The sequence below is a fragment of the Flagellimonas nanhaiensis genome, assembly GCF_003382275.1.
GTDB classification, from domain to species: Bacteria; Bacteroidota; Bacteroidia; order Flavobacteriales; family Flavobacteriaceae; genus Flagellimonas; species Flagellimonas nanhaiensis.
Genome location: NZ_QTJX01000002.1, coordinates 316,874 through 336,664, shown reverse-complemented (window position 1 = coordinate 336,664; position 19,791 = coordinate 316,874). Strand labels below are relative to the sequence as shown.

The following is a 19,791-nucleotide window of genomic DNA, read 5'->3' as shown; positions in this document are numbered from 1 at the left end:
AAAAGACTTCCTTTAAAAGGAAACTTTTTTTAAGCCAAGAAAGTTATACCATACTTAGAGCATATTTCCGATACATTGGCAAAATCCGGTGGTCCTGGCGGTAGACCCCCTAATTCTTCGAACATTACCTCCAAACCTGCTGGAAAAATACTTAGAATGGTCTTGCAATCCTTATCACCGACAACCTTCCAGGAATGGGGAATGTTTCTCGGAGCAAATGCTAAATCCCCAGCTTGTAGGATAGTCGTTTTTTCACCAACAGTTATTTCAAGTTCTCCCTCTAAAACTTTAAAAACCTCATCTTCATTCGTGTGAACATGGGGAGGAATCATCATCCCTGGAGGATTTGTTTCCTCAATAAGAGTGAATTGGCCATCGGTATCCTTACTTGTTAGTTTAAAAGTTTGCTGATCACCTATTACATTGACTTTTTTGCCTTCATCATTTCTAACTACTTTGGGGTCAAGTGATGAAGGTTTATTAGGTTCCTTTCTACCGGAACTGGCCAATGCTGGTAGTGATGTAAGTGCCGCTGCAGAAAGAATTCCACGTTTTAAAAAAGAATTTCTATTCATATGAGTTTGGTTATGTTATTAGATTAAGTTACAAATAATCAGCACTTTATGTGATAATTTTTTGTAAATGACAGTTAGTAGTGTATGGATGGTGGTTAATGCCCTAAATAAGGTTTAGAGGGCCAATAAATTACATCCTCTAATATCGGAATGGTCAAAACGTCCCAGAACTTCAAAAGTACCATCGGCATAAGTTTTACCTAAATCTTGGGTGGCAATAAAACTGCACGAATAGAGGTTTGCTAGATCAATAACATTAATTCCCCCTGTTTTACCATGTGTTTGTACACTTAGCGGGTCTTCTGTGTCTCGGGTCATCACTTTCATCCAAGATGGAGACTTAAACAAGCCATCGCCCTGGGAATAAGCTTGTGACAGCAACTCTGTCATGCCGTATTCTGAATGTATTTTTGTTACGCCAAAGTCCTTTTTAAGAATCTGATGAAGTTCTTCCCTGATGAGTTCTTTGCGCCGCCCTTTCATTCCGCCCGTTTCCATGATTATGGTATTTTCCAGTTGCGTCGGAAATTGTTCGGCAAGATCAAGTAAGGCAAAGGAAACCCCAATAAGGAGTGTTTTCGTCCGACTCTTTTCTAACTGCTCAAGTTTATGGTTCAAGGCTTCAAGGTCATTCAGATAAAAACCACTTTCTGGATGTTTTGAAATAGAGATGAGTTCATCGACCATAAACACCAAAGAGGAGCCCTCCCGCTCCAAATAGGATGGTAGCAGGGCCAATATGCAGTATTCTTCAACAGGACCGTAGAACAGGGAGAAGCTTTCAAGAAAGCTCTTCTTATATAGGTTTAGGTCGGGGACGTGATGTTTGCTTTTGATACTCTGCGTGGTACCGCTACTTTCAAATATGACTGCTGCCTCCTTTTCAGTTGAGGTTATCTTGTGGGTCTTAAAAAACTCAATGGGCAAAAATGGTAATTGCTGAATTTGCAGAACGTTGGAAGGAGATTTGCCAAGATGGTCACAATAGGTTTTGTATACCGTGTTATTACGATATTGGTACTGGAAAATCTCCAGGGTTAGTCTTTCAAAATCTAGGGGATTTGAAATGGAAAAAATCTTTTGAATACTGTCCTGATTCATGGAAGGTAAAAGTACCCAAAAAATAAAAAGCCCTTCTTAAGAAGGGCTTTTTTAAAACAGCAATTTTTTACTTTACTACCAGTTTCCTGGTCATTGTTTTCTTTTGTTCCGTTACTTGGAGTACGTACACTCCTGGAACAAGTCTTGAAATATTGAGCGTGTTAGTGGAGATTCTATCTGTCAACACAACCTCACCAAACACATCATACACTTTTATGTGTTTGCTTCCATTGGAAGCCGTAGTGATATAAACTTCTTCCCCATAAACAGGATTGGGATACATTTTGAATCCCTTAAGCTCTTGAACCTGTTCTGTATTTACGGTGACCAATTCCTGGCCAAAAGAAAATAGGGGTAAAGCCATAAGAATGAGAACAAAGTAGAATTTCTTCATATATGCTTGATTTGGGATATTAAGCAAAATAAAAGTATGAAAAACAGGGTGTAACGCCCATTAAATGTTGTGAAACGAGGAAAAATGTAGGTAAAAAGAAGAATATTGAGGTTTAGGGGGCAATAAAAGTTGGAAATATAAGTTATTTCACGATTAATTTCCTCGTAGCAACCCTATCTTTTTCATACACTCTTAGAATGTAAACTCCTTTGCCCAAGCTAGATAGGTTCAATTCCCGACCAATAATTGTAGTTTGAAGAACTTGGGTGCCCAACACGTCAAAAATCAATATTTTTTTTGGAGCATTATGGGCAGTTTCAATATAAACTTTACCGTAGGTAACCGGATTGGGGTACAGCTTAAACCCGTCAATATCTGAACCAGCTTGATTTTCCTGGGAAAAACCAAGAGAACAAACCATAAAGAAAAAGACAAGGTAAAAGTGTTTCATAAATGATTGATTACAAAGGCTGTGCCACAAAGATATAAAAATTAGGAAGCGGTGGTGTGCAGTTTAACGAAAAGGCGTTTTCAATTGACGAATAAAAGAAAAGCCCCGCATTGCGGGGCTTTTCATATATAAAATTACTTTATTTCTTCTATTAGAAACCAGTTGTCCAACCGTTGGCCCAATCAGGTTGTGCAGCACCAGCACCAGCACCTGTGTTGTCACCTACGGTGATGAAATTTTGGTTTACACCAGCATAATCAGTCTGAACAAATCCAACTTCAGGGCTGTCAAACTGCATTGGGTTAATAGAAAGAGCATCAGCCTCGATTCGTACACCAGCTTCAGTATCAGTATCGGTAACCTTAACACCTAAATCAATTCCACTGGTATAGAAGTTGGTAATGGTGAAGTTTCCGCCACCTTCTTTGAAGAACAGTGCACCTTCTGTAACAGGACCTACAACAGTGATGTTGCTCAAAGTTGTAGTGGTCACAGGAGTAGCGTCACCGTCATCTCCATTGTTTGATCCTTCAATACCTGCTTTGGCTCCTCCGGCAATGTACCAGTTGCTTCCATTTCCAGTCCATCCATCAGCAAAGTCAATAGAATCGTCACCACTTCCTATGGATACCAAGTAGTTTCCATTTACAGTACCTCCAAAGAACTCGATGCCGTCGTCACCGCCATTGAAAGACTGAACGTATTCAAAAGTTGTTCCAGAACCTACACCAAATAGGGAAACACCGTTGAACTCCTTATCGTTGGAGAAAGTAGCACCAGTGTACTCAACCCTCAGGTAAGTAATAGATCCAGAGTCGTCTGCAGGGCTATCTCCACCATAGGTCAAGTCACCTACTTCAGTAGTAATGTCGTTACCTTTATTGGTTGGAGCATCGCCGGCAATTACCAAACCACCCCAGTCACCAGGAGCAGGAGTATCACTGGAAGAAGTCATAACAACAGGGTTGTTTGCTTCTCCATTGATGAAGATCTGTGCACCTCTTTCAACACCGATAAAGGCAGCAGTACCTCCAGCAGCTTTGATGGTTGTACCAGCAGGAATAGTCAAAGAACCACCGTCTTTAACAATGAAACCGCTTGTTAGGAAGTATTCCGTGGCAGCATTTAGGGTAACATCTCCAGTTATTTCACCGGCCAAGTTTTCGCTTCCAGCACCGCTATTGCTCAATCCAGTGGTCCATCCAGCGGCCCAGTCAGGAGCAGCGGCACCATTTCCAGCACCAGTTGCTACACCTTCAGTGTAGAAAGATTGGTTGGTACCTGTGTAATCAGTTGCTTCAAATCCAGCAGGAGCATCAGCAAATTGGATGTTGGTAATGGTCAGGTCTCCATTTTCGATTCTAACTCCGGCTTCATTGTCAGTATCTTTAACAGTAACACCAAAGTCCACGTTGCTTGTGTAGAAATTGTCAATGGTAAAGTTACCACCACCTTCTTTGTAGAAAAGAGCACCTTCTGTAACAGGACCTACAACTGTAATGTTGCTCAAAGTTGTAGTGGTCACAGGAGTGGCATCACCATTATCTCCATTGTTTGATCCTTCGATACCAGCTTTAGCACCTCCAGCAATGTACCAGTTGCTTCCAGAACCAGTCCATCCATCAGCAAAGTCAATGGAATCGTCACCACTTCCTATGGATACCAAGAAGTCACCATCTACGGCACCTCCAAAGAATTCGATACCGTCGTCACCACCGTTGAAAGACTGTACATATCTGAAGACAGTTCCAGAACCTACACCGAATAGGGAAACACCATTGAACTCCTTATCGTTAGAGAAAGTAGCACCAGTGTACTCAACTCTTAGGTATTGAATAGAACCTGAATTGTCACCTGCGTTATCTCCACCATAGGTCAAGTCACCTACTTCAGTAGTGATGTCGTTACCTTTATTTGTTGGAGCATCACCGGCAATTACCAAACCACCCCAGTCACCAGGAGCAGGGCTTGCAGCTCCAGAAGTCATTACAACAGGATTGCTAGAAGTACCGTTAACAAAAATCTGTGCACCTCTTTCAACACCGATAAAGGCAGCTGTACCTCCAGCAGCTTTGATCGTGGTACCTGCAGGAATAGTCAATGTTGCACCTGCTTTTACTACATATGCCCCTGTTAGGTTGTACTCAAGTGAAGCATCTAAAGTAGTATCAGAAGTAACGTCACCAGTAAGTTCTACAGCGTTAACTGGACAGGCGTTACAAGAAGAACCTCCACAGTCAACACCTGTTTCGTCACCATTCTGTATTCCATCTGTACAGGTAGCAGTAGTTCCTCCGCCACCACCATTGTCATCGCTGCTACATGATACCACAAAGGTCATGGTGGCAACGCCTAAAATCAATTTTAAAATTGTTTTTTTCATTTTTCAAGTTTTAAAGAGTAAGTAATCGTGATTAAATTTTCGATTTTTATTATACAGTAATCTTAGAATCTATAGTTCAGTGAGAATCTTAAGTCGATTCCTTTTTTATACGTAAGGATATCAACCTCTTCCTCAAGGATGCCCCGTTCAATAAATATGGGGTCAATATCTCCACTTGCGTTATCTTGATAGCGCTCTACAGTTGGGTCTAAAAGGTTTTTGGCGTTTAATCCCAAGGTCAAGTGCTTGTTCAACTGGAACTTGGTAATCAAATCCAATGTTGGCACGCCTCTATCTATTAGGTTTCCACGACCTTCAGAACCAAGGGCAAACACTCTTTCAGAAAAATAGTTGAAAGCCATCGTAGCCTGAAAATTGCTATTTTCTGTCAGTTCAGTGTAGTAGCTCACGTCTGCATTTACAATGAAGTCCGAAGCACCACTTAAATTGGTTTCTGTATAGGTTGGTCTAACGGTGAACGTTGTTTCCTCTGCTATTTTTTCTGGATCCAATTTTTGGTTGGTATTCAAATAGGAGAAGTTGGCACCTACGGTCAAGTTCTGTTTAAGGATGCTTTCTGCAGTTTCCTTTTCTGTTTCAAAAAGTTGCTTTCTGATTTCCAATTCAGCACCCAAAGCTTTAGCGTTGTCTCCAGTATTGGCCCAACTGATGTCGTTTGCAGCAGAGGCTACAGTGATTTGGTTGATAGGGTCCTGGATGAACCTTCCAAAAGCAGTAAGGGATACAACTTCGCTTGAAGAAGGGAACAATTCCCATCTAAGGTCAAAGTTGTAATTGGTAGAGCTTTGCAGGTTTGGATTTCCGAAGGAATCCTGATTCACCTCTTCCTGGAACAGGAAAGGAGCTCTTTCCTTAAACTGCGGCAAAGTGTAGGTCTTACTGGCGGCCAGTCTCAGGTTTTGTTTGTCGTTAAGGGCATATCTGAAGGAAACGGAAGGTAATACTTCAAAGTTGTCCAACTCATTACTGTCTTCGCCCTGAATAACAGTACTCCAATTGATAGATTGGTTGATCTGCTCTCCACGTACTCCGGCAAGCACTGTAAACTTTTCGCTGAATTTGTACTCTAGATTAAAGTATCCAGCGTGAATATCTTGGGATCCATTATAAAATTGTGGCTCCAAGGCACCGGCAAATGACAATGGTCCCCTAAATGTCCTAATTTGATAAAAGCCATTAGATAGGTTCTCTTGATTGAAATATGCATCAATGTTTCTAGGATCAACGATAGGTTGATCTATAGGATTGTTGTTTGAATCCCTTAGTAAAATCTGGAAATTGAACTGCTCGGCCTCAAAATCAACCTCCTTAAATCTACCGCTGTAGCCAAGGGTAACTTTACCATCAAAACCATCGTCCTCATTGGCCTTGAACTTATATGTAAAAGCAAGGTTTCCAGACAATTCTTCTTCATCCAGATCTTGGAAAAACCTATGGTTACTGGAAGCTGCAGAAACCAAACGGAACGATTTTGGTCCATCGGGATTATTGTTATTGTCAGGTAATACAGTGTTCTGTCTTCTATCCGGAACTTTGTTGGCCAAGAAGTTGTAGGCAGCACCCCAGTTTACATCAAAGCGATTTCCCAAATTGTGTTCACCAAGTAGTTGGTGTACGAACAAAGTGTTTCTTGTAAAAGTGGCACGTTGTACAAAACCACCACCTTGAGGAGCATCATCTTCACGGTCAATGATACCATCAAACTCGTCTTGTCTTTGGGTGGACGTGTTCAAGAATAAGTAGTTATACTTTAAAGAGTGATTTTTGTGTCGGATACCCACATTACCCATGGCAGTGGTGTTGGTAGAATAACGGTACCCGATATAATCATACTCGGAATTGGGCAGTGCCGTACCAATATTTACCCCTCCACTGTTAATACCTTCACGGTATTGGAAGCTATTGCTGAAAGAGCCCGTGGCAAAAAAGTTGACTCGGGTATCTTCTCCAATGTTGAAGCTGTTCCCTCCTCTGATGGATCCACCAATGTTGGTAGGGGTTCCACCATCTTCACGGTCCCAACTTGTGGTAAAGTTGTAGTTGTTCAATGGAAAAGCAGGAGGGTTCTCATCATAAAAACCAGAATAATTTGGGCCTTCGTTCAAAAAGAAGTCCTCACCAGCGGCAACGGTATTAATTCCAGATTGAAGTCCTATTTCAATAAAACCTGATCCAGTATAATCTTTTGAAACAATGTCAATATTTGCACCTGCAAAATCTCCATAGTTTCTAGTGCTATAGGTTTTGTCTATTCCAATGGATTGAACAATGCTTGTTCCAAAAATCCCTAAATCAATGTTTTTCCTTGAAGGATCATTGGAGGGTAATGGCAGCCCATTGAGTGTGGTCACATTATAACGATCACCAAGACCTCTTACGAATACATTTCCAGAACCTTCTTGTTTGGAGACCCCAGTAACTTTGGAAACTGCAGTTGCAACATCTCCAACACCTTTTCTGGCCAGTTCTTGCGCACCTATGGAAGTCTTTATTTCTACCGCTCTTTTCTGATCTAGCAACAAAGCCGCCTCAGAGTCTTTTCTGGCCACGGTGGTTACCACAACCTCGTCCAAAGCAACTCCAGACGAAGCGCTCATAGGAACGTCAACATTGGTTACTTTGCCAGCTACAACTTCTATATTTGGAATTTCAATGGTTTCATACCCAAGATAGCTATACACTACAGTGTATGTGCCTGGCTCAACGTTGGCTATTTCATAAAGTCCATCAAAGTCAGAAGTGGTTCCTTGAGTGGTACCTTTTAGCAATACATTTGCAAATGCCAAAGGCTCATTATTTAATTCTTTATCAGTCAGTTTGCCCACGATGCTTCCCGTAGACTGTTGCGCACTTACCTGTAGGGTTAGGGTCAGTGCAATCATCATCAAAATATATTTCATTCTCCAGTTCGAATTTGGCGCAAAGAACGCCACCAGAGGTAAAAGCGATGTTAGCTATGCGTTAAGTGTTTATTTCATAACCGTTACAATAATGTTATGAGATTAAATGAATGTTAAGCATTTATGCCGTTATAGTATTATATTTACATTTGGGTGATCAACACATAAAAAACCATCCCATGAAGAATAAGGATATTAGGATTCTCCTTGTTGACGATGAGCCGGATATACTGGAAATAGTGAGCTATAACCTATCCTCTGAAGGTTATGATGTTTTCACTGCCAAAAATGGACTTGAAGGTGTAGCAAAGGCAAAGAAGAAAAACCCCCACTTGATTATTATGGATGTAATGATGCCAGAAATGGATGGCATAGAAGCCTGTGAGGTAATTCGCGGGACACCAGGCCTTGAAAACACCATCATTACTTTTTTAACAGCACGGGGGGAAGACTACTCCCAGGTAGCTGGATTTGATGCCGGAGCTGATGACTACATTACCAAACCCATTAAGCCCAAAGTATTGGTGAGCAAGGTAAAAGCATTGCTCAGAAGGTTGAAGGAAGAGAAACAGGAGGTTGAGGATATTGTAAAGGTGGGGAATATTATAATCAACAGGGAAGAGTACAAGATTGTGAACGATGGGGAGGAAATTGTGCTGCCCCGAAAAGAGTTTGAGCTGTTGTCTTTGTTGACCTCCAAACCTAGTAAGGTGTTTAAACGAGAAGTAATCTTGGATAAAGTATGGGGTAATGAAGTAGTGGTAGGAGGGCGAACTATCGATGTCCACATTAGAAAGCTGCGCGAAAAAATAGGAGATCATCACTTCAAAACCGTAAAGGGCGTAGGGTATAAGTTTGTTCTGTAATGGCCATTCAATTAAGGAAATCCTACAAATTTGCCTTAAGGTCATCGCTACTTGCCACCGCATTTATTACAGCGTTTTTTGTTTTTGTCATTATCAATGCCCAAGGAAGTATTGACTGGTGGCTTGCTGTAATTTTTGCTCTCGGGTGCTTCATTATTTGTTTTATTATACTCCAGATTCGTGTAGAGCGATTCATCTACAGGCGTATTAAAAAGATTTATGACGATGTTTCCCTGTTGGAATCCTCGACTTTTTCTTCCAAACCAGTTATCACCGATATGAAGACCCTCACCCAGGAAATTGAAAAATTTGCCGAGGGCAAGAAAATAGAAATCGATACACTCAAGATCCGCGAAGAATACAGAAAGGATTTTCTGGGAAACGTATCGCATGAGCTAAAAACGCCTCTTTTTACCGTCCAGGGATACATTCTTACACTTTTGGATGGTGCCATGAAAGACAAAAAACTCAGAGAAAAATACTTGCAAAGGGCCAGCAAGGGTGTAGAAAGGCTGATCTATATTGTAAAGGACCTTGATCTAATTACCAAATTAGAGGTAGGGGGACTTAAGCTGGAACGTGAGGACTTTGACATTATAGAGCTCATTCAGAATGTCTTTGATCTTCTGGAGATGAAAGCCGCTCAAAAGGATATTACTTTGACTTTTGATATGGAATATCAAGATTCGATTTATGTCAATGCGGATAGGGAGAAAATTCAACAGGTGGTCAGCAATCTATTGGTAAATTCCATCAAATATGGCCACCCGAACGGAACTACGGAGGTGAGCATTGAAAACCTGATCAAAAACAAGGTCATAATTCGGGTAACGGACAATGGCGAGGGTATACCCAAAGAGCACATTCCAAGATTGTTTGAACGTTTTTATCGGGTAGATCAGAGTGGAAGCCGAAGTGAAGGAGGCTCAGGACTGGGGCTTTCCATTGTAAAGCACATTATTGAAGCCCATGGCGAGAAAATTTATGTAGAAAGTGAAGTGGATGTGGGCTCCGAGTTTTCTTTTACTCTAGAAAAGACCGAAAATAACGCTTCATAATCAACTTCAGGTTCAAAATGGGTAAGACCTTCGAACTCATCAATTCGGTCTAAATCTTTTACGTTAAAGTCATCTTGTTTGCAATAGGGAACTAAATTGTTCTTTTGCAATCGTTTAGCTAAATATTCCTGCTCGTATTGTCCGGGAGTGGGAATAAAGAATGCCTTCTTTTCCAATTTAGCCAAATCCATAACCGTGGTGTAGCCTGATCGGCACAATACTTTTTCACTCTGGTTCAACGCAATTTCCAGTTCCGCAGATTGCATATAATTGTACAGCGTGATAGTACTTTTATTGGTTTTGTGCTCTTCTTTGGTCTGTGAACCTTCAATTTTTCCCCGAACAAAAAGAACGTTCCCTTCAAATTGTTGAAGTTCTTCTAACAGCTTTTCTTCCAGCAAGGTCCGCTGTGGTTCAGGTCCAGAAAGTAAGACCATGAGATTATATTGATAGGGAGTATCCTTCTTTTCAAAACGACTCAGAGGTCCCAAATAGGTAATGTTAGATTTCGGTTTTTTTAAATGCCCCAACTTTCCGGTGAGATTGGGCTTGGATTCAACATCCGGCACCCAGCAGGCATCAAATTTTTTAATGATTTTCTGATGCGCCTTGGAGCTCATCCAGGTAGTGTTCCCTGAGAGCACATTCAATTGATGGGTAATGAATACACAAGGAACCTTTTTGTAAAACACCCCTAATCTATTATCAGAAATAATTCCATCCAATTCATGGTCTTTGACCAACTTTTTTACAGCCTTTTTTTCCTTGGCCATGGCCTTGAGCACCTTGGGGGAATCCCAGACCATTTTTATCTTGAAGTTCTTTCCCTTTTCCGCATAAGTGATTTTATAAGATGGAAGTTCAAACGTAGGCAGTTCCGGAAACTCCTTCTGCAAGAGGGAAAGTGCCACCCCATCCGAAGCAATGAAAGGTTGATGCCCATTTGCCAATAAAGCCTGAATAATTGGAATACATCTTGTCGCATGTCCCAGTCCCCAATTTAAAGGAGCTACCAAAATACGTTTAGAGCTTTGCATAAATGCAAAAAAACAAAACCCAGATTGCTTTTGGATTTCCTTAGTTTTGCCAAAACATTAAATTTTCGCACAAGGCAATAAAAAGTGGGGAGTAAAAACAAACTGAAACGGTTTAAGGAAAATGAGGCTTTTTCCAATGTGGTCCAACCAACAAGGGAAGAGGTTCTGGACGGATTCAAATATAAAGGCAATTGGGCTTCTTTCTTTGGAAACAAAAACCCAATAGTCTTGGAACTGGGCTGTGGAAAAGGGGAGTATACTGTGGGATTGGCGCAAAGAAATCCGAATAGAAATTACATTGGTGTAGACATCAAAGGAGCTCGTTTCTGGCGTGGGGCTAAAACGGCATTAGAACAAAAATTGGAGAATGTGGCCTTTCTTCGGACTCAGATAGAGCTGGTGGACCTTCTTTTTGGAGAAAATGAAATAGACGAAATTTGGATAACTTTTCCAGACCCGCAAATCAAGTACAAACGCACCAAACACCGACTCACCAATCCTGTTTTTTTAGACAAATACAAGCACATTCTCAAACCAAAAGGTGTGGTCAATCTAAAGACGGATAGTGAATTCATGCACGGGTATACTCTGGGTCTTTTACAGGGGTTGAAACATGAAATTTTGTATTCCAATCACGATGTCTACAAAAACGAGGGCAGCCCTGAAGAAGTTCTTGGAATTCAGACTTTTTATGAAAATCAGTATCTTGAGGAAGGAAAACCAATCACGTATATCCAGTTTAGGATCAACTGACCCATGACCCATATACTCATACTCTTTTTTGCCACATTTTCCGCTGCTTTTATGGCTACGGTACCACCAGGGTTGCTCAACATGAATGCCGCTAAGACCAGCGTGGAAAAGGGAAAGGTCAACGGAATTATTTTTAGCTTGGGGGTTTCTTCCATGATCATGGTACAAGCCTATGTAGCCGTGCTCATCTCAAAGTTTTTGTACAACAATCCAGAGGTTATCGATATCCTGTTCAAAGTGGCCATTGGGGTATTCGCCTTCTTTGCCGTATACTTTTTTGTAACCGCCAAGCGGAACAAAAAACAACAATTGAAGGAAGTCAATTTGAGTAGAAAGAACAGTTTTTATAAAGGAATGCTGCTGGCAGCGCTGAACCTGTTGACAATACCGTACTACAGCGGCCTAAATGCCATGTGGAACGAAGCTGGTTGGATAAAATTTGAAGCCCAGGACATTACCACGTTTGTTGTGGCCGCCGGAACAGGTACTTTTTCCGTGCTCTATCTCTATACTTTCTATTTTGATAAGTTGGAAACCAAGACCAACAGATTTTCAAAGAACTCCAACTACATATTGAGTGCACTTATGCTGGTGCTTTTGATGATTACCCTCATCCGAATCTTTTATCGTTAACATGGAGGAAAAGAACTTTTTTGATAAAGTGTACGAGGTGGCTCGGCAAATTCCCTATGGAAGGGTAACATCTTATGGAGCTATTGCAAAGTACCTGGGAGCCGCTCGAAGTGCAAGAATGGTGGGTTGGGCCATGAATAATTCTTCAGCAAAAGATGTGCCGGCACACCGCGTGGTGAACCGGGTTGGTGTACTGACTGGAAAGCACCATTTTGATGGAACAAGCCTCATGCAACAGCTTCTGGAGAACGAAGGAGTTGAGGTCAGGGACAATCAAATATGTGATTTCCAAAGACACTTTTGGGACCCAGGTAAAGAATTGGAATAGCATATAGATTGGGGCTATCCCACCATCTTCATTTTCAATGCGCAAACTTCCTATTCTCCCCCCTAAGACGTATCTTTGTAATTTAGAATCAATACAAACGATTGGAGAAAAAATAGGATTGATGAAGCTGAAAAAAGCAGACATTCTTAAGGCCTTGGAAAAAATTTCTGCCCCTGGAGAGGGACAGAATTTGGTAGAGAGCGGTGCGGTAAACAATGTACAAGTATTTGGAGATGAGGTGGAGGTAGATGTTACCATTAAAAACCCCAGTCTTCAGGCCAGAAAGAAGACCGAAGTGGAGATTTTGAAAATCATCCATAGTGAGGTATATCAAAAAGCAAAAATCAAGGTCAACCTAAAGGTTGATGCCCCTGAAAAACCCACTGTAAACCAAATAAAGGGAAATCCAATCCCTGGTATACAGAACATTATTGCAGTGGCTTCTGGTAAAGGAGGAGTAGGCAAGTCTACAGTTACGGCTAACTTGGCAGTTACTTTGGCAAAGATGGGCTTTAAGGTAGGCCTTCTGGATACAGATATTTATGGGCCTTCAATCCCAATTATGTTTGATGTGGCCATGGAAAAACCATTGTCCATAAACGTAGATGGAAAGGCAAAAATGAAACCCGTTGAGAACTATGGGGTTAAATTGCTCTCCATCGGATTTTTCACTCAACCCAACCAAGCAGTGATTTGGAGAGGACCTATGGCCGCCAAAGCATTGAACCAAATGATTTTTGATGCACATTGGGGCGAATTGGATTTTCTACTATTGGATTTACCTCCGGGAACCGGTGATATTCATCTAAGCATTATGCAATCCCTACCCGTTACAGGGGCAGTTGTCGTAAGTACTCCCCAGGAAATAGCTTTGGCAGATGCCAGAAAAGGAGTCGCCATGTTCCAACAAGAGGCTATAAATGTTCCAGTCTTGGGCATTGTGGAGAATATGGCATACTTTACACCTGCAGAATTACCTAACAACAAATACTATATCTTTGGTCAAAACGGGGCCAAGAATTTGGCGGAGAACATTGAAGTTCCGTTTTTAGGGGAGGTTCCTTTGGTGCAAAGCATACGGGAAGCCGGAGATGTAGGCCGACCAGCTGTATTGCAGACTGCAACTCCCATTGAAGGAGCATTTGAAGAACTCACAAAAAATGTGGTTCAGGAATTGGTGGCAAGAAACACAGAACTTCCACCCACCGAAGCAATAAAAATTACAACAATGGCTGGTTGTGCGGCCGTTAAAAAGAAATGAGCATGACATCAGAAGAGATTAGAAGCAATGTAGAAAAAGCATTGGACGAAATAAGACCTTTCCTTCAAAGTGATGGAGGAGATATTACGTTGATTTCAATTGATAACGATAATTCTGTAAAAGTGCGTTTGGAAGGTAACTGTATCGGATGCAGTGTAAACCAAATGACACTGAAGAGTGGAGTGGAAATGACCATTAAAAAGTATGCTCCACAGATAGAAGAAGTTATTAATTTAAGCTAATCTCTTTAGGCCGAATTTTTCCTTTAACGAATCTGACTTCGCAAAAATCATTTAACCTTATTGCTTCATGATCAAAACAGATATTCTGATAATTGGCGCTGGCCCTACGGGACTATTTGCTGTTTTTGAAGCGGGTCTTTTGCAATTAAAATGTCATTTGATTGATGCATTGCCCCAGCCTGGTGGCCAGTGTGCAGAAATCTATCCCAAAAAGCCCATCTACGATATCCCTGGATTTCCTGAGATTTTGGCAGGTGAACTGGTGGATAATCTTATGGAACAGATTAAGCCCTTTCAACCTGGATTCACCTTGGGAGAAAGAGCCGAGACCATAGAAAAATTGGAGGATGGGTCTTTTGTGGTAACCACGAACAAAGGAACCAAGCACAATGCACCCATTGTGGCCATTGCAGGGGGATTGGGCAGTTTTGAGCCAAGAAAGCCTATTTTGGACAACCTTTCCAAATTTGAGGACAATGGAGTTGCCTACATGATTAAAGAACCGGAAATCTACAGAAACAAAAAGGTTCTTATTGCCGGTGGAGGGGACTCCGCATTGGATTGGTCCATTTTTCTGGCCAATATCGCTTCGGAAGTAACTCTGGTACACCGCAGAAACGAGTTTAGAGGTGCTTTGGATTCAGTGGAAAAAGTCCAAGAATTAAAAAATCAGGGAAAAATCAATTTGATTACCCCTGCGGAAGTGGTGGGATTGCATGGAGATGACAAACTGGAAAAAGTTACCGTTAAAAAAACGGATACATCCCAAGAAATGGATGTTGAGGTAGACAACTTCATTCCTTTGTTTGGACTTTCTCCAAAACTGGGCCCTATTGCCGAATGGGGTCTGGAAATTGAAAAAAACGCCATTAAGGTGGATAATTCTTTGGACTATCAAACCAACATACCCGGAATCTACGCTATCGGGGATGTAAATACCTACCCAGGAAAGCTGAAACTTATTTTATGTGGTTTTCATGAGGCCACGTTGATGTGCCAAAGTGCCTATCAGCGAATTTTTCCGAACAAAAAGTATGTCATGAAGTATACTACGGTAGGGGGTGTTTTAGGATTTGATGGCAGTAAAAAAGAAGCGCCAAAGGCGGTAGTAAAGACCATCAAATAGCCTTTGGGCATATTCACAAGATTCCCCATACTTGTTATGAAAAACATAAACAGGTTTCCCAAAACTTTGAATATGTGTAATTTCGCCCTTCGATTGGAGACTATTACAATCTCTACAAACAGGTTATGAGCGACATAGTTTTAAAGATTAGGGACCGGGAAGGTATGCTTCACGAGGTGGACGCCCCTACGGATATGAACATGAACTTGATGGAAGTTGTACGTTCCTACGAGCTGGCACCGGAAGGTACCGTGGGTATATGTGGGGGGATGGCCATGTGTGCTTCGTGTCAATTTTATATCAATTCAGATCATTCGCTGCCCGAAAAATCGGATGAAGAAGAGGCCATGCTTTCCGAAGCCTTTTTTGTGAACGACAATAGCAGGTTGGGATGTCAAATCCCCATAACCGAAGATTTGAATGGCTTGACGGTTGAGCTGGCCCCCGAAGGGGCCTAAAACTCTATTTTGGTTAGAAGGATATGCTAATCAACCTATAATCTTTTCCCTTCTTAGAAAAGTGTCCAGACTATCGGCAATGTCAAAACATCGGCTCAATTCAGAAGGCTCGTTGTGAAACCTTGAGTCATCTTTGTGGGCATTGCATTCAAACCCGGAAAGATGTACTTCCTCAAAATGATGATTGACCTTTTTGCATTTTTGATATAGTCCATCTATACTCTCTTCATCATTTGGTTCAATGGAATTAAGCGCAAGAAATCCTTTTAGATACTTTTCAATGGCATCATGCGAGTTGCTGCAAACCAACGACCTAACCACATCTTCTTCTGGTCGGCATAGCTCATCATTGGCTTCTCTTAGTTTTTGAATCGCTTCATCAAACAGTTTTTGGGCCTTTTCTTTCATGATTGACAAATTTTAGGGTTTAACCTTCATTGGCTTTATCTGATTTACATATTTCTGAACAATTCCAATCGCTCCCATCTGGTATCCACTTCTTCCTGTGCTTGTTTTAGCAGTTCCTCACCCAATGCCGCATCTTCATTGGCTACTCTCGTGAATCGGGTTTCGTTGTACATGAATTCCTCAACAGGCACGCTTGGCTGTTTGGAATCCAACTTAAACTTCTTCCCTTTAGGTTTGGATGGATCAAATCGGAATAACGGCCAATAACCGGATTCAACTGCTTTTTCTTGTTGGAGTGCTCCATCTTTAAGATCATAACCATGTTCTCCACAGTGGGAGTAAGCAACGATAAGCGATGGTCCTGGATAAGCAGCGGCCTCTTCTATGGCCCTAAGGGTCTGTAAATCTTTGGCACCCATGGCCACTTGGGCAACGTATACATTTTCATAGGATACAGCTTGTAATGCCAAGCTCTTTTTGCTGGTTCTCTTTCCTGAGACTGAGAATTTAGCACTTGCACCTAAAGGTGTGGCTTTTGAGGTTTGTCCACCCGTGTTTGAGTATACCTCAGTGTCCAGAACCATAACATTGATGTCCTCTCCTGAAGCAAGCACGTGGTCTAACCCACCGTAACCAATGTCATAGGCCCAACCATCACCTCCAACTACCCATAAGGCTTTTCTGCGGAGGTATTCCAATAATCTATTTAGTTTTTTGGCTTTGGGATTATTAAGAGTATCCAGTATCTGTTTGAGCTTGTCAATATCTTCAAACTTTTGTTTTCGCTCAGCTTCATTACTTTCGGGGTTGGTCAAAATGCTTTCGGTCAACTCTTCTCCAACCTCATTTTTAAGAGACTTGAGCAAATCAGCGGCAATTTCCTGTTTTTTGCCAAGGGCCAGTTTCATACCAAAACCAAATTCCGCATTATCTTCAAACAGGGAATTGGCCCAGGCCGGACCTCTACCTTCCTTATTGGTTTTGTACGGAGTTGTGGGCAGGTTACCACCGTATATAGAGGAACATCCCGTAGCGTTTGCAATCATGATGCTGTCTCCGTAGAGCTGTGTCAACATTTTAATATAAGGTGTTTCTCCACAACCAGAGCAAGCTCCTGAAAACTCAAATAACGGTTCCAAAAACTGAGATCCTTTTACATTGGTTATCTGCAAAGCGGTACGATCATAATCGGGAAGATTGATAAAGTAGTCCCAGTTTGCATTTTCTTCCACTTCAACATCAAGCTTTTTGCGCATGTTGATGGACTTGAAGTTTTCAATTTCCTTGCTTTCCGCAGGACAAACCGCTACACAAAGATCACAGCCAGTACAATCCTCAGGTGAAACCTGTAACAAGTAGGACTCGGTTTTTGTATCAAAAGGTCTTCCTTTTGCGGGTACTGCCTTCATGGATGATGGTGCGTTCTCCAAATCTGAATTCGGAACCACCTTGGCACGTATGGCAGCATGCGGACATATGGCCACACATTTATTACATTGGGTACAGAGATTTTCATCATCCCAAACCGGAATGAAATTGGCAATTCCGCGTTTTTCGTATTGAGAGGTCCCAACTGGGAAAGTACCATCCACAGGGAATGCGCTCACAGGGAGTTCGTCACCTTTACCGGCCAATATTTTTCCAAGCACTTCAATCACAAATGGATCTTCGGTACCGGTCATCATGGGCTTTAAGCCTCTATCATTGGTTATTTTTTCTGGATAATCCACTTTTTGTAGATTCTCGAGAGAAGTATCCACGGCGTTAAAGTTCATCTGCACAATTTTATCTCCCTTGTGCGAATAGGATTTTACAATGGCATCCTTAATCTTTTGAATGGCCTCATCCTTGGGCAGGATGCCAGAAATGGCAAAGAAACAGGTCTGAAGAACGGTATTGGTTCTTTTTCCCAGTTTGGCTTCCTGGGCCACTCGTGAAGCATCGATGACATAAAAATCCAGTTCATTCTCTACAATTTCCTCTTGCATCTTTTTGGGAAGCTTATCCCAGATTTCTGTATTTGAATATGGAGCATTCAGCAAGAAAGTACCTCCTTTTTTAATGTTTTTGAGGATATCATATTTTTCAATGAAATTGAACTGATGGCAGGCAATAAAGTCCGCCTTGTGGATCAAGTAAGATGAGTAAATAGGCTCTGGTCCAAACCGAAGGTGCGAGACCGTCTGGGCACCTGCCTTCTTGGAATCATAGACAAAATAACCCTGTACATAATTATCCGTGGTTTCCCCAATAATTTTGATGGAGTTTTTGTTCGCCCCTACGGTACCATCCGATCCTAGACCATAGAACATGCAATTGAAGGTGTTTTTAATGGTCTTTAATCGATTACCAATTTCTAGACTAGTATGGGTTACGTCATCGTTGATACCAACGGTGAAATGGTTTTTTGGTTCTGGTTTATCCAGTTCGTCAAAAACAGCCTTCACCATGGCAGGATCAAATTCTTTGCTTGAAAGTCCATAGCGACCACCGATAATCTTGGGCATATCCCTATCACTTTCATTAAATGCGGTCACCACATCCAAATAAAGTGGCTCGCCTGTACTTCCTGGCTCCTTGGTTCTGTCCAGCACAGCTACCTTCTTAACAGTTTTTGGTAGTGCATCAACAAAATGGGATATGGAGAAAGGTCTAAATAGCCTCACAACTATAGCACCTACCTTTTCGCCATTTTTCACCATGGTATCCACAGCTTCCATAACAGGTCCTTGTCCAGAACCCATAATGACCACCACTTTTTCCGCTTCAGGGTGACCTATATAATAGAAAAGACTGTACCTGCGACCCGTATGCTTGTAGAACTCATCCATTGTATCCTGAACAATACCGGGTACCTTTTCGTAATAGGTGTTGGCTGCTTCCCGCGCTTGGAAGAACACATCAGGGTTTTGTGATGTACCTCTAACAACAGGATTATCTGGATCTAAGGAACGTTTCTTATGCTCCATAATGGCCTCTTCGGGCATCATGGTTTTTATGATATCGTCTGGTATGGTATCTATCTTGGAAATTTCGTGTGAGGTCCTGAATCCGTCAAAAATATTTAAGAAAGGCACTCTGGATTTTAGGGTGGCCACCTGGGCAATCAACCCAAAATCCATAGCCTCTTGAACGGAGCCTCCAAAAAGCATGGAGAACCCTGTTTGTCTGGCGGCCATCACATCAGAATGGTCCCCAAAGATGGAAAGCGCATGGGTGGCGACTGTCCTGGCCGCAATATGAATGACTCCGGGCAATAATTCCCCAGCAATTTTGTACATATTGGGAATCATCAGCAGGAGACCTTGGGAAGCTGTAAAGGTTGTGGTGAGCGCACCGCCTTGCAGGGATCCGTGGACGGCACCTGCGGCTCCGCCTTCACTCTGCATTTCAACAATCTTGGGAACATTGCCCCAAATATTTGTTTCTCCTTCGGAACTGAGAACATCTACATGTTCTCCCATTGGAGAAGCGGGAGTGATGGGATAAATGGCGCAGACCTCGTTGGTTTTATGTGCAATTCTTGCAACGGCCTCATTTGCATCGCAAATGAGTTTTGGGAAATCTTTTTTCATGACGGGAAGTTGTATTATGGACTGAAATCATCAGGAATTACCGTATTCCCTCAAATGTCAGTTCAGCATTTCTATTTCTTATAAAAATACGTACCGTAAGGCTCTCATAACATGACATTTATCAGCGAGCGAAATGTCTTGAAGAGCGTTAAGGGACATTTATGGCATTCCAATGTTGTCCACGGATTTGCCGTGATATTGTTGGGGCAATTTTCGGGTGT

At 41.8% G+C, this 19,791-nt stretch carries 18 protein-coding genes; 9 read left to right on the top strand and 9 right to left on the bottom strand.

Features of this window, described 5'->3' with window-relative positions; genetic code table 11:
* Positions 1–29 precede the first annotated feature (29 nt).
* The 6 genes from DX873_RS08940 to DX873_RS08915 all read right to left on the bottom strand — a co-directional run bounded on the left by DX873_RS08940 (position 30) and on the right by DX873_RS08915 (position 7,825).
* Positions 30–575 (bottom strand): quercetin 2,3-dioxygenase, encoded by a 546-nt coding sequence (locus DX873_RS08940; protein ID WP_116184111.1) that lies wholly within the window; start codon positions 573–575, stop codon positions 30–32.
* 114 nt (positions 576–689) lie between these two features.
* Positions 690–1,676, bottom strand: coding sequence for an acyl transferase (locus tag DX873_RS08935; protein WP_116184110.1), 987 nt, complete (start codon positions 1,674–1,676; stop codon positions 690–692).
* A gap of 67 nt (positions 1,677–1,743) precedes the next feature.
* A complete protein-coding gene (locus DX873_RS08930) occupies positions 1,744–2,070 on the bottom strand; it encodes a T9SS type A sorting domain-containing protein (protein ID WP_116184109.1) in 327 nt (108 codons plus the stop codon).
* A 142-nt stretch (positions 2,071–2,212) separates the two neighbouring features.
* The gene (locus DX873_RS08925) at positions 2,213–2,521 is read right to left on the bottom strand and encodes a T9SS type A sorting domain-containing protein (protein WP_116184108.1); all 309 of its coding nucleotides are present in this window, start codon (positions 2,519–2,521) and stop codon (positions 2,213–2,215) included.
* A gap of 151 nt (positions 2,522–2,672) precedes the next feature.
* Entirely contained in the window at positions 2,673–4,904 is a 2,232-nt protein-coding gene (locus DX873_RS18865; protein WP_181899458.1) for a hypothetical protein, read from the bottom strand.
* 62 nt (positions 4,905–4,966) lie between these two features.
* A complete protein-coding gene (locus tag DX873_RS08915) occupies positions 4,967–7,825 on the bottom strand; it encodes a TonB-dependent receptor (protein WP_116184107.1) in 2,859 nt (952 codons plus the stop codon).
* Between the two features lie 179 nt (positions 7,826–8,004).
* Here DX873_RS08915 and DX873_RS08910 point away from each other — a divergent pair, with 179 nt between their 5' ends.
* Both DX873_RS08910 and DX873_RS08905 read left to right on the top strand, forming a co-directional pair.
* The gene (locus DX873_RS08910; RefSeq protein ID WP_116184106.1) at positions 8,005–8,691 is read left to right on the top strand and encodes a response regulator transcription factor; all 687 of its coding nucleotides are present in this window, start codon (positions 8,005–8,007) and stop codon (positions 8,689–8,691) included.
* A complete protein-coding gene (locus DX873_RS08905; RefSeq protein ID WP_116184105.1) occupies positions 8,691–9,749 on the top strand; it encodes a sensor histidine kinase in 1,059 nt (352 codons plus the stop codon). Before DX873_RS08910 ends, DX873_RS08905 begins: the two co-directional genes overlap by 1 nt.
* On the opposite strand, the gene DX873_RS08900 is transcribed toward DX873_RS08905, so the two are convergent.
* Entirely contained in the window at positions 9,674–10,786 is a 1,113-nt protein-coding gene (locus DX873_RS08900) for a glycosyltransferase (RefSeq protein ID WP_116184104.1), read from the bottom strand. The two genes, DX873_RS08905 and DX873_RS08900, sit on opposite strands and share 76 nt — an antisense overlap.
* A gap of 84 nt (positions 10,787–10,870) precedes the next feature.
* Between DX873_RS08900 and trmB the strand changes: the two genes are divergently transcribed.
* The 7 genes from trmB (at position 10,871) to DX873_RS08865 (ending at position 15,587) form a co-directional block, all read left to right on the top strand.
* A complete protein-coding gene (gene trmB, locus DX873_RS08895) occupies positions 10,871–11,539 on the top strand; it encodes a tRNA (guanosine(46)-N7)-methyltransferase TrmB (RefSeq protein ID WP_116184103.1) in 669 nt (222 codons plus the stop codon).
* 3 nt (positions 11,540–11,542) lie between these two features.
* Positions 11,543–12,172 carry a LysE family transporter gene (locus DX873_RS08890; RefSeq protein WP_116184102.1) on the top strand — a complete coding sequence of 210 codons (630 nt, stop codon included), beginning with the start codon at positions 11,543–11,545 and terminating at the stop codon, positions 12,170–12,172.
* Position 12,173: 1 nt separating this feature from the next.
* Positions 12,174–12,500 (top strand): MGMT family protein, encoded by a 327-nt coding sequence (locus tag DX873_RS08885; RefSeq protein ID WP_116184101.1) that lies wholly within the window; start codon positions 12,174–12,176, stop codon positions 12,498–12,500.
* A gap of 121 nt (positions 12,501–12,621) precedes the next feature.
* Complete coding sequence (locus tag DX873_RS08880) at positions 12,622–13,761, top strand: Mrp/NBP35 family ATP-binding protein (RefSeq protein WP_116184850.1); 1,140 nt, start codon at positions 12,622–12,624, stop codon at positions 13,759–13,761.
* Positions 13,762–13,763: 2 nt separating this feature from the next.
* The gene (locus DX873_RS08875; protein WP_116184849.1) at positions 13,764–14,003 is read left to right on the top strand and encodes a NifU family protein; all 240 of its coding nucleotides are present in this window, start codon (positions 13,764–13,766) and stop codon (positions 14,001–14,003) included.
* A 67-nt stretch (positions 14,004–14,070) separates the two neighbouring features.
* The gene (locus DX873_RS08870; RefSeq protein ID WP_116184100.1) at positions 14,071–15,129 is read left to right on the top strand and encodes an NAD(P)/FAD-dependent oxidoreductase; all 1,059 of its coding nucleotides are present in this window, start codon (positions 14,071–14,073) and stop codon (positions 15,127–15,129) included.
* Between the two features lie 125 nt (positions 15,130–15,254).
* Positions 15,255–15,587: a 2Fe-2S iron-sulfur cluster-binding family protein gene (locus tag DX873_RS08865; RefSeq protein WP_116184099.1), complete on the top strand. Its 333-nt coding sequence runs from the start codon at positions 15,255–15,257 to the stop codon at positions 15,585–15,587.
* 30 nt (positions 15,588–15,617) lie between these two features.
* Here the strand turns inward: DX873_RS08865 and DX873_RS08860 are convergent, their stop codons facing one another.
* Positions 15,618–15,995, bottom strand: a complete 378-nt coding sequence (locus tag DX873_RS08860) for a HEPN domain-containing protein (RefSeq protein WP_116184098.1) — start codon at positions 15,993–15,995, stop codon at positions 15,618–15,620.
* A 44-nt stretch (positions 15,996–16,039) separates the two neighbouring features.
* Positions 16,040–19,570, bottom strand: a complete 3,531-nt coding sequence (gene nifJ, locus DX873_RS08855; protein ID WP_116184097.1) for a pyruvate:ferredoxin (flavodoxin) oxidoreductase — start codon at positions 19,568–19,570, stop codon at positions 16,040–16,042.
* Positions 19,571–19,791 lie beyond the last annotated feature (221 nt).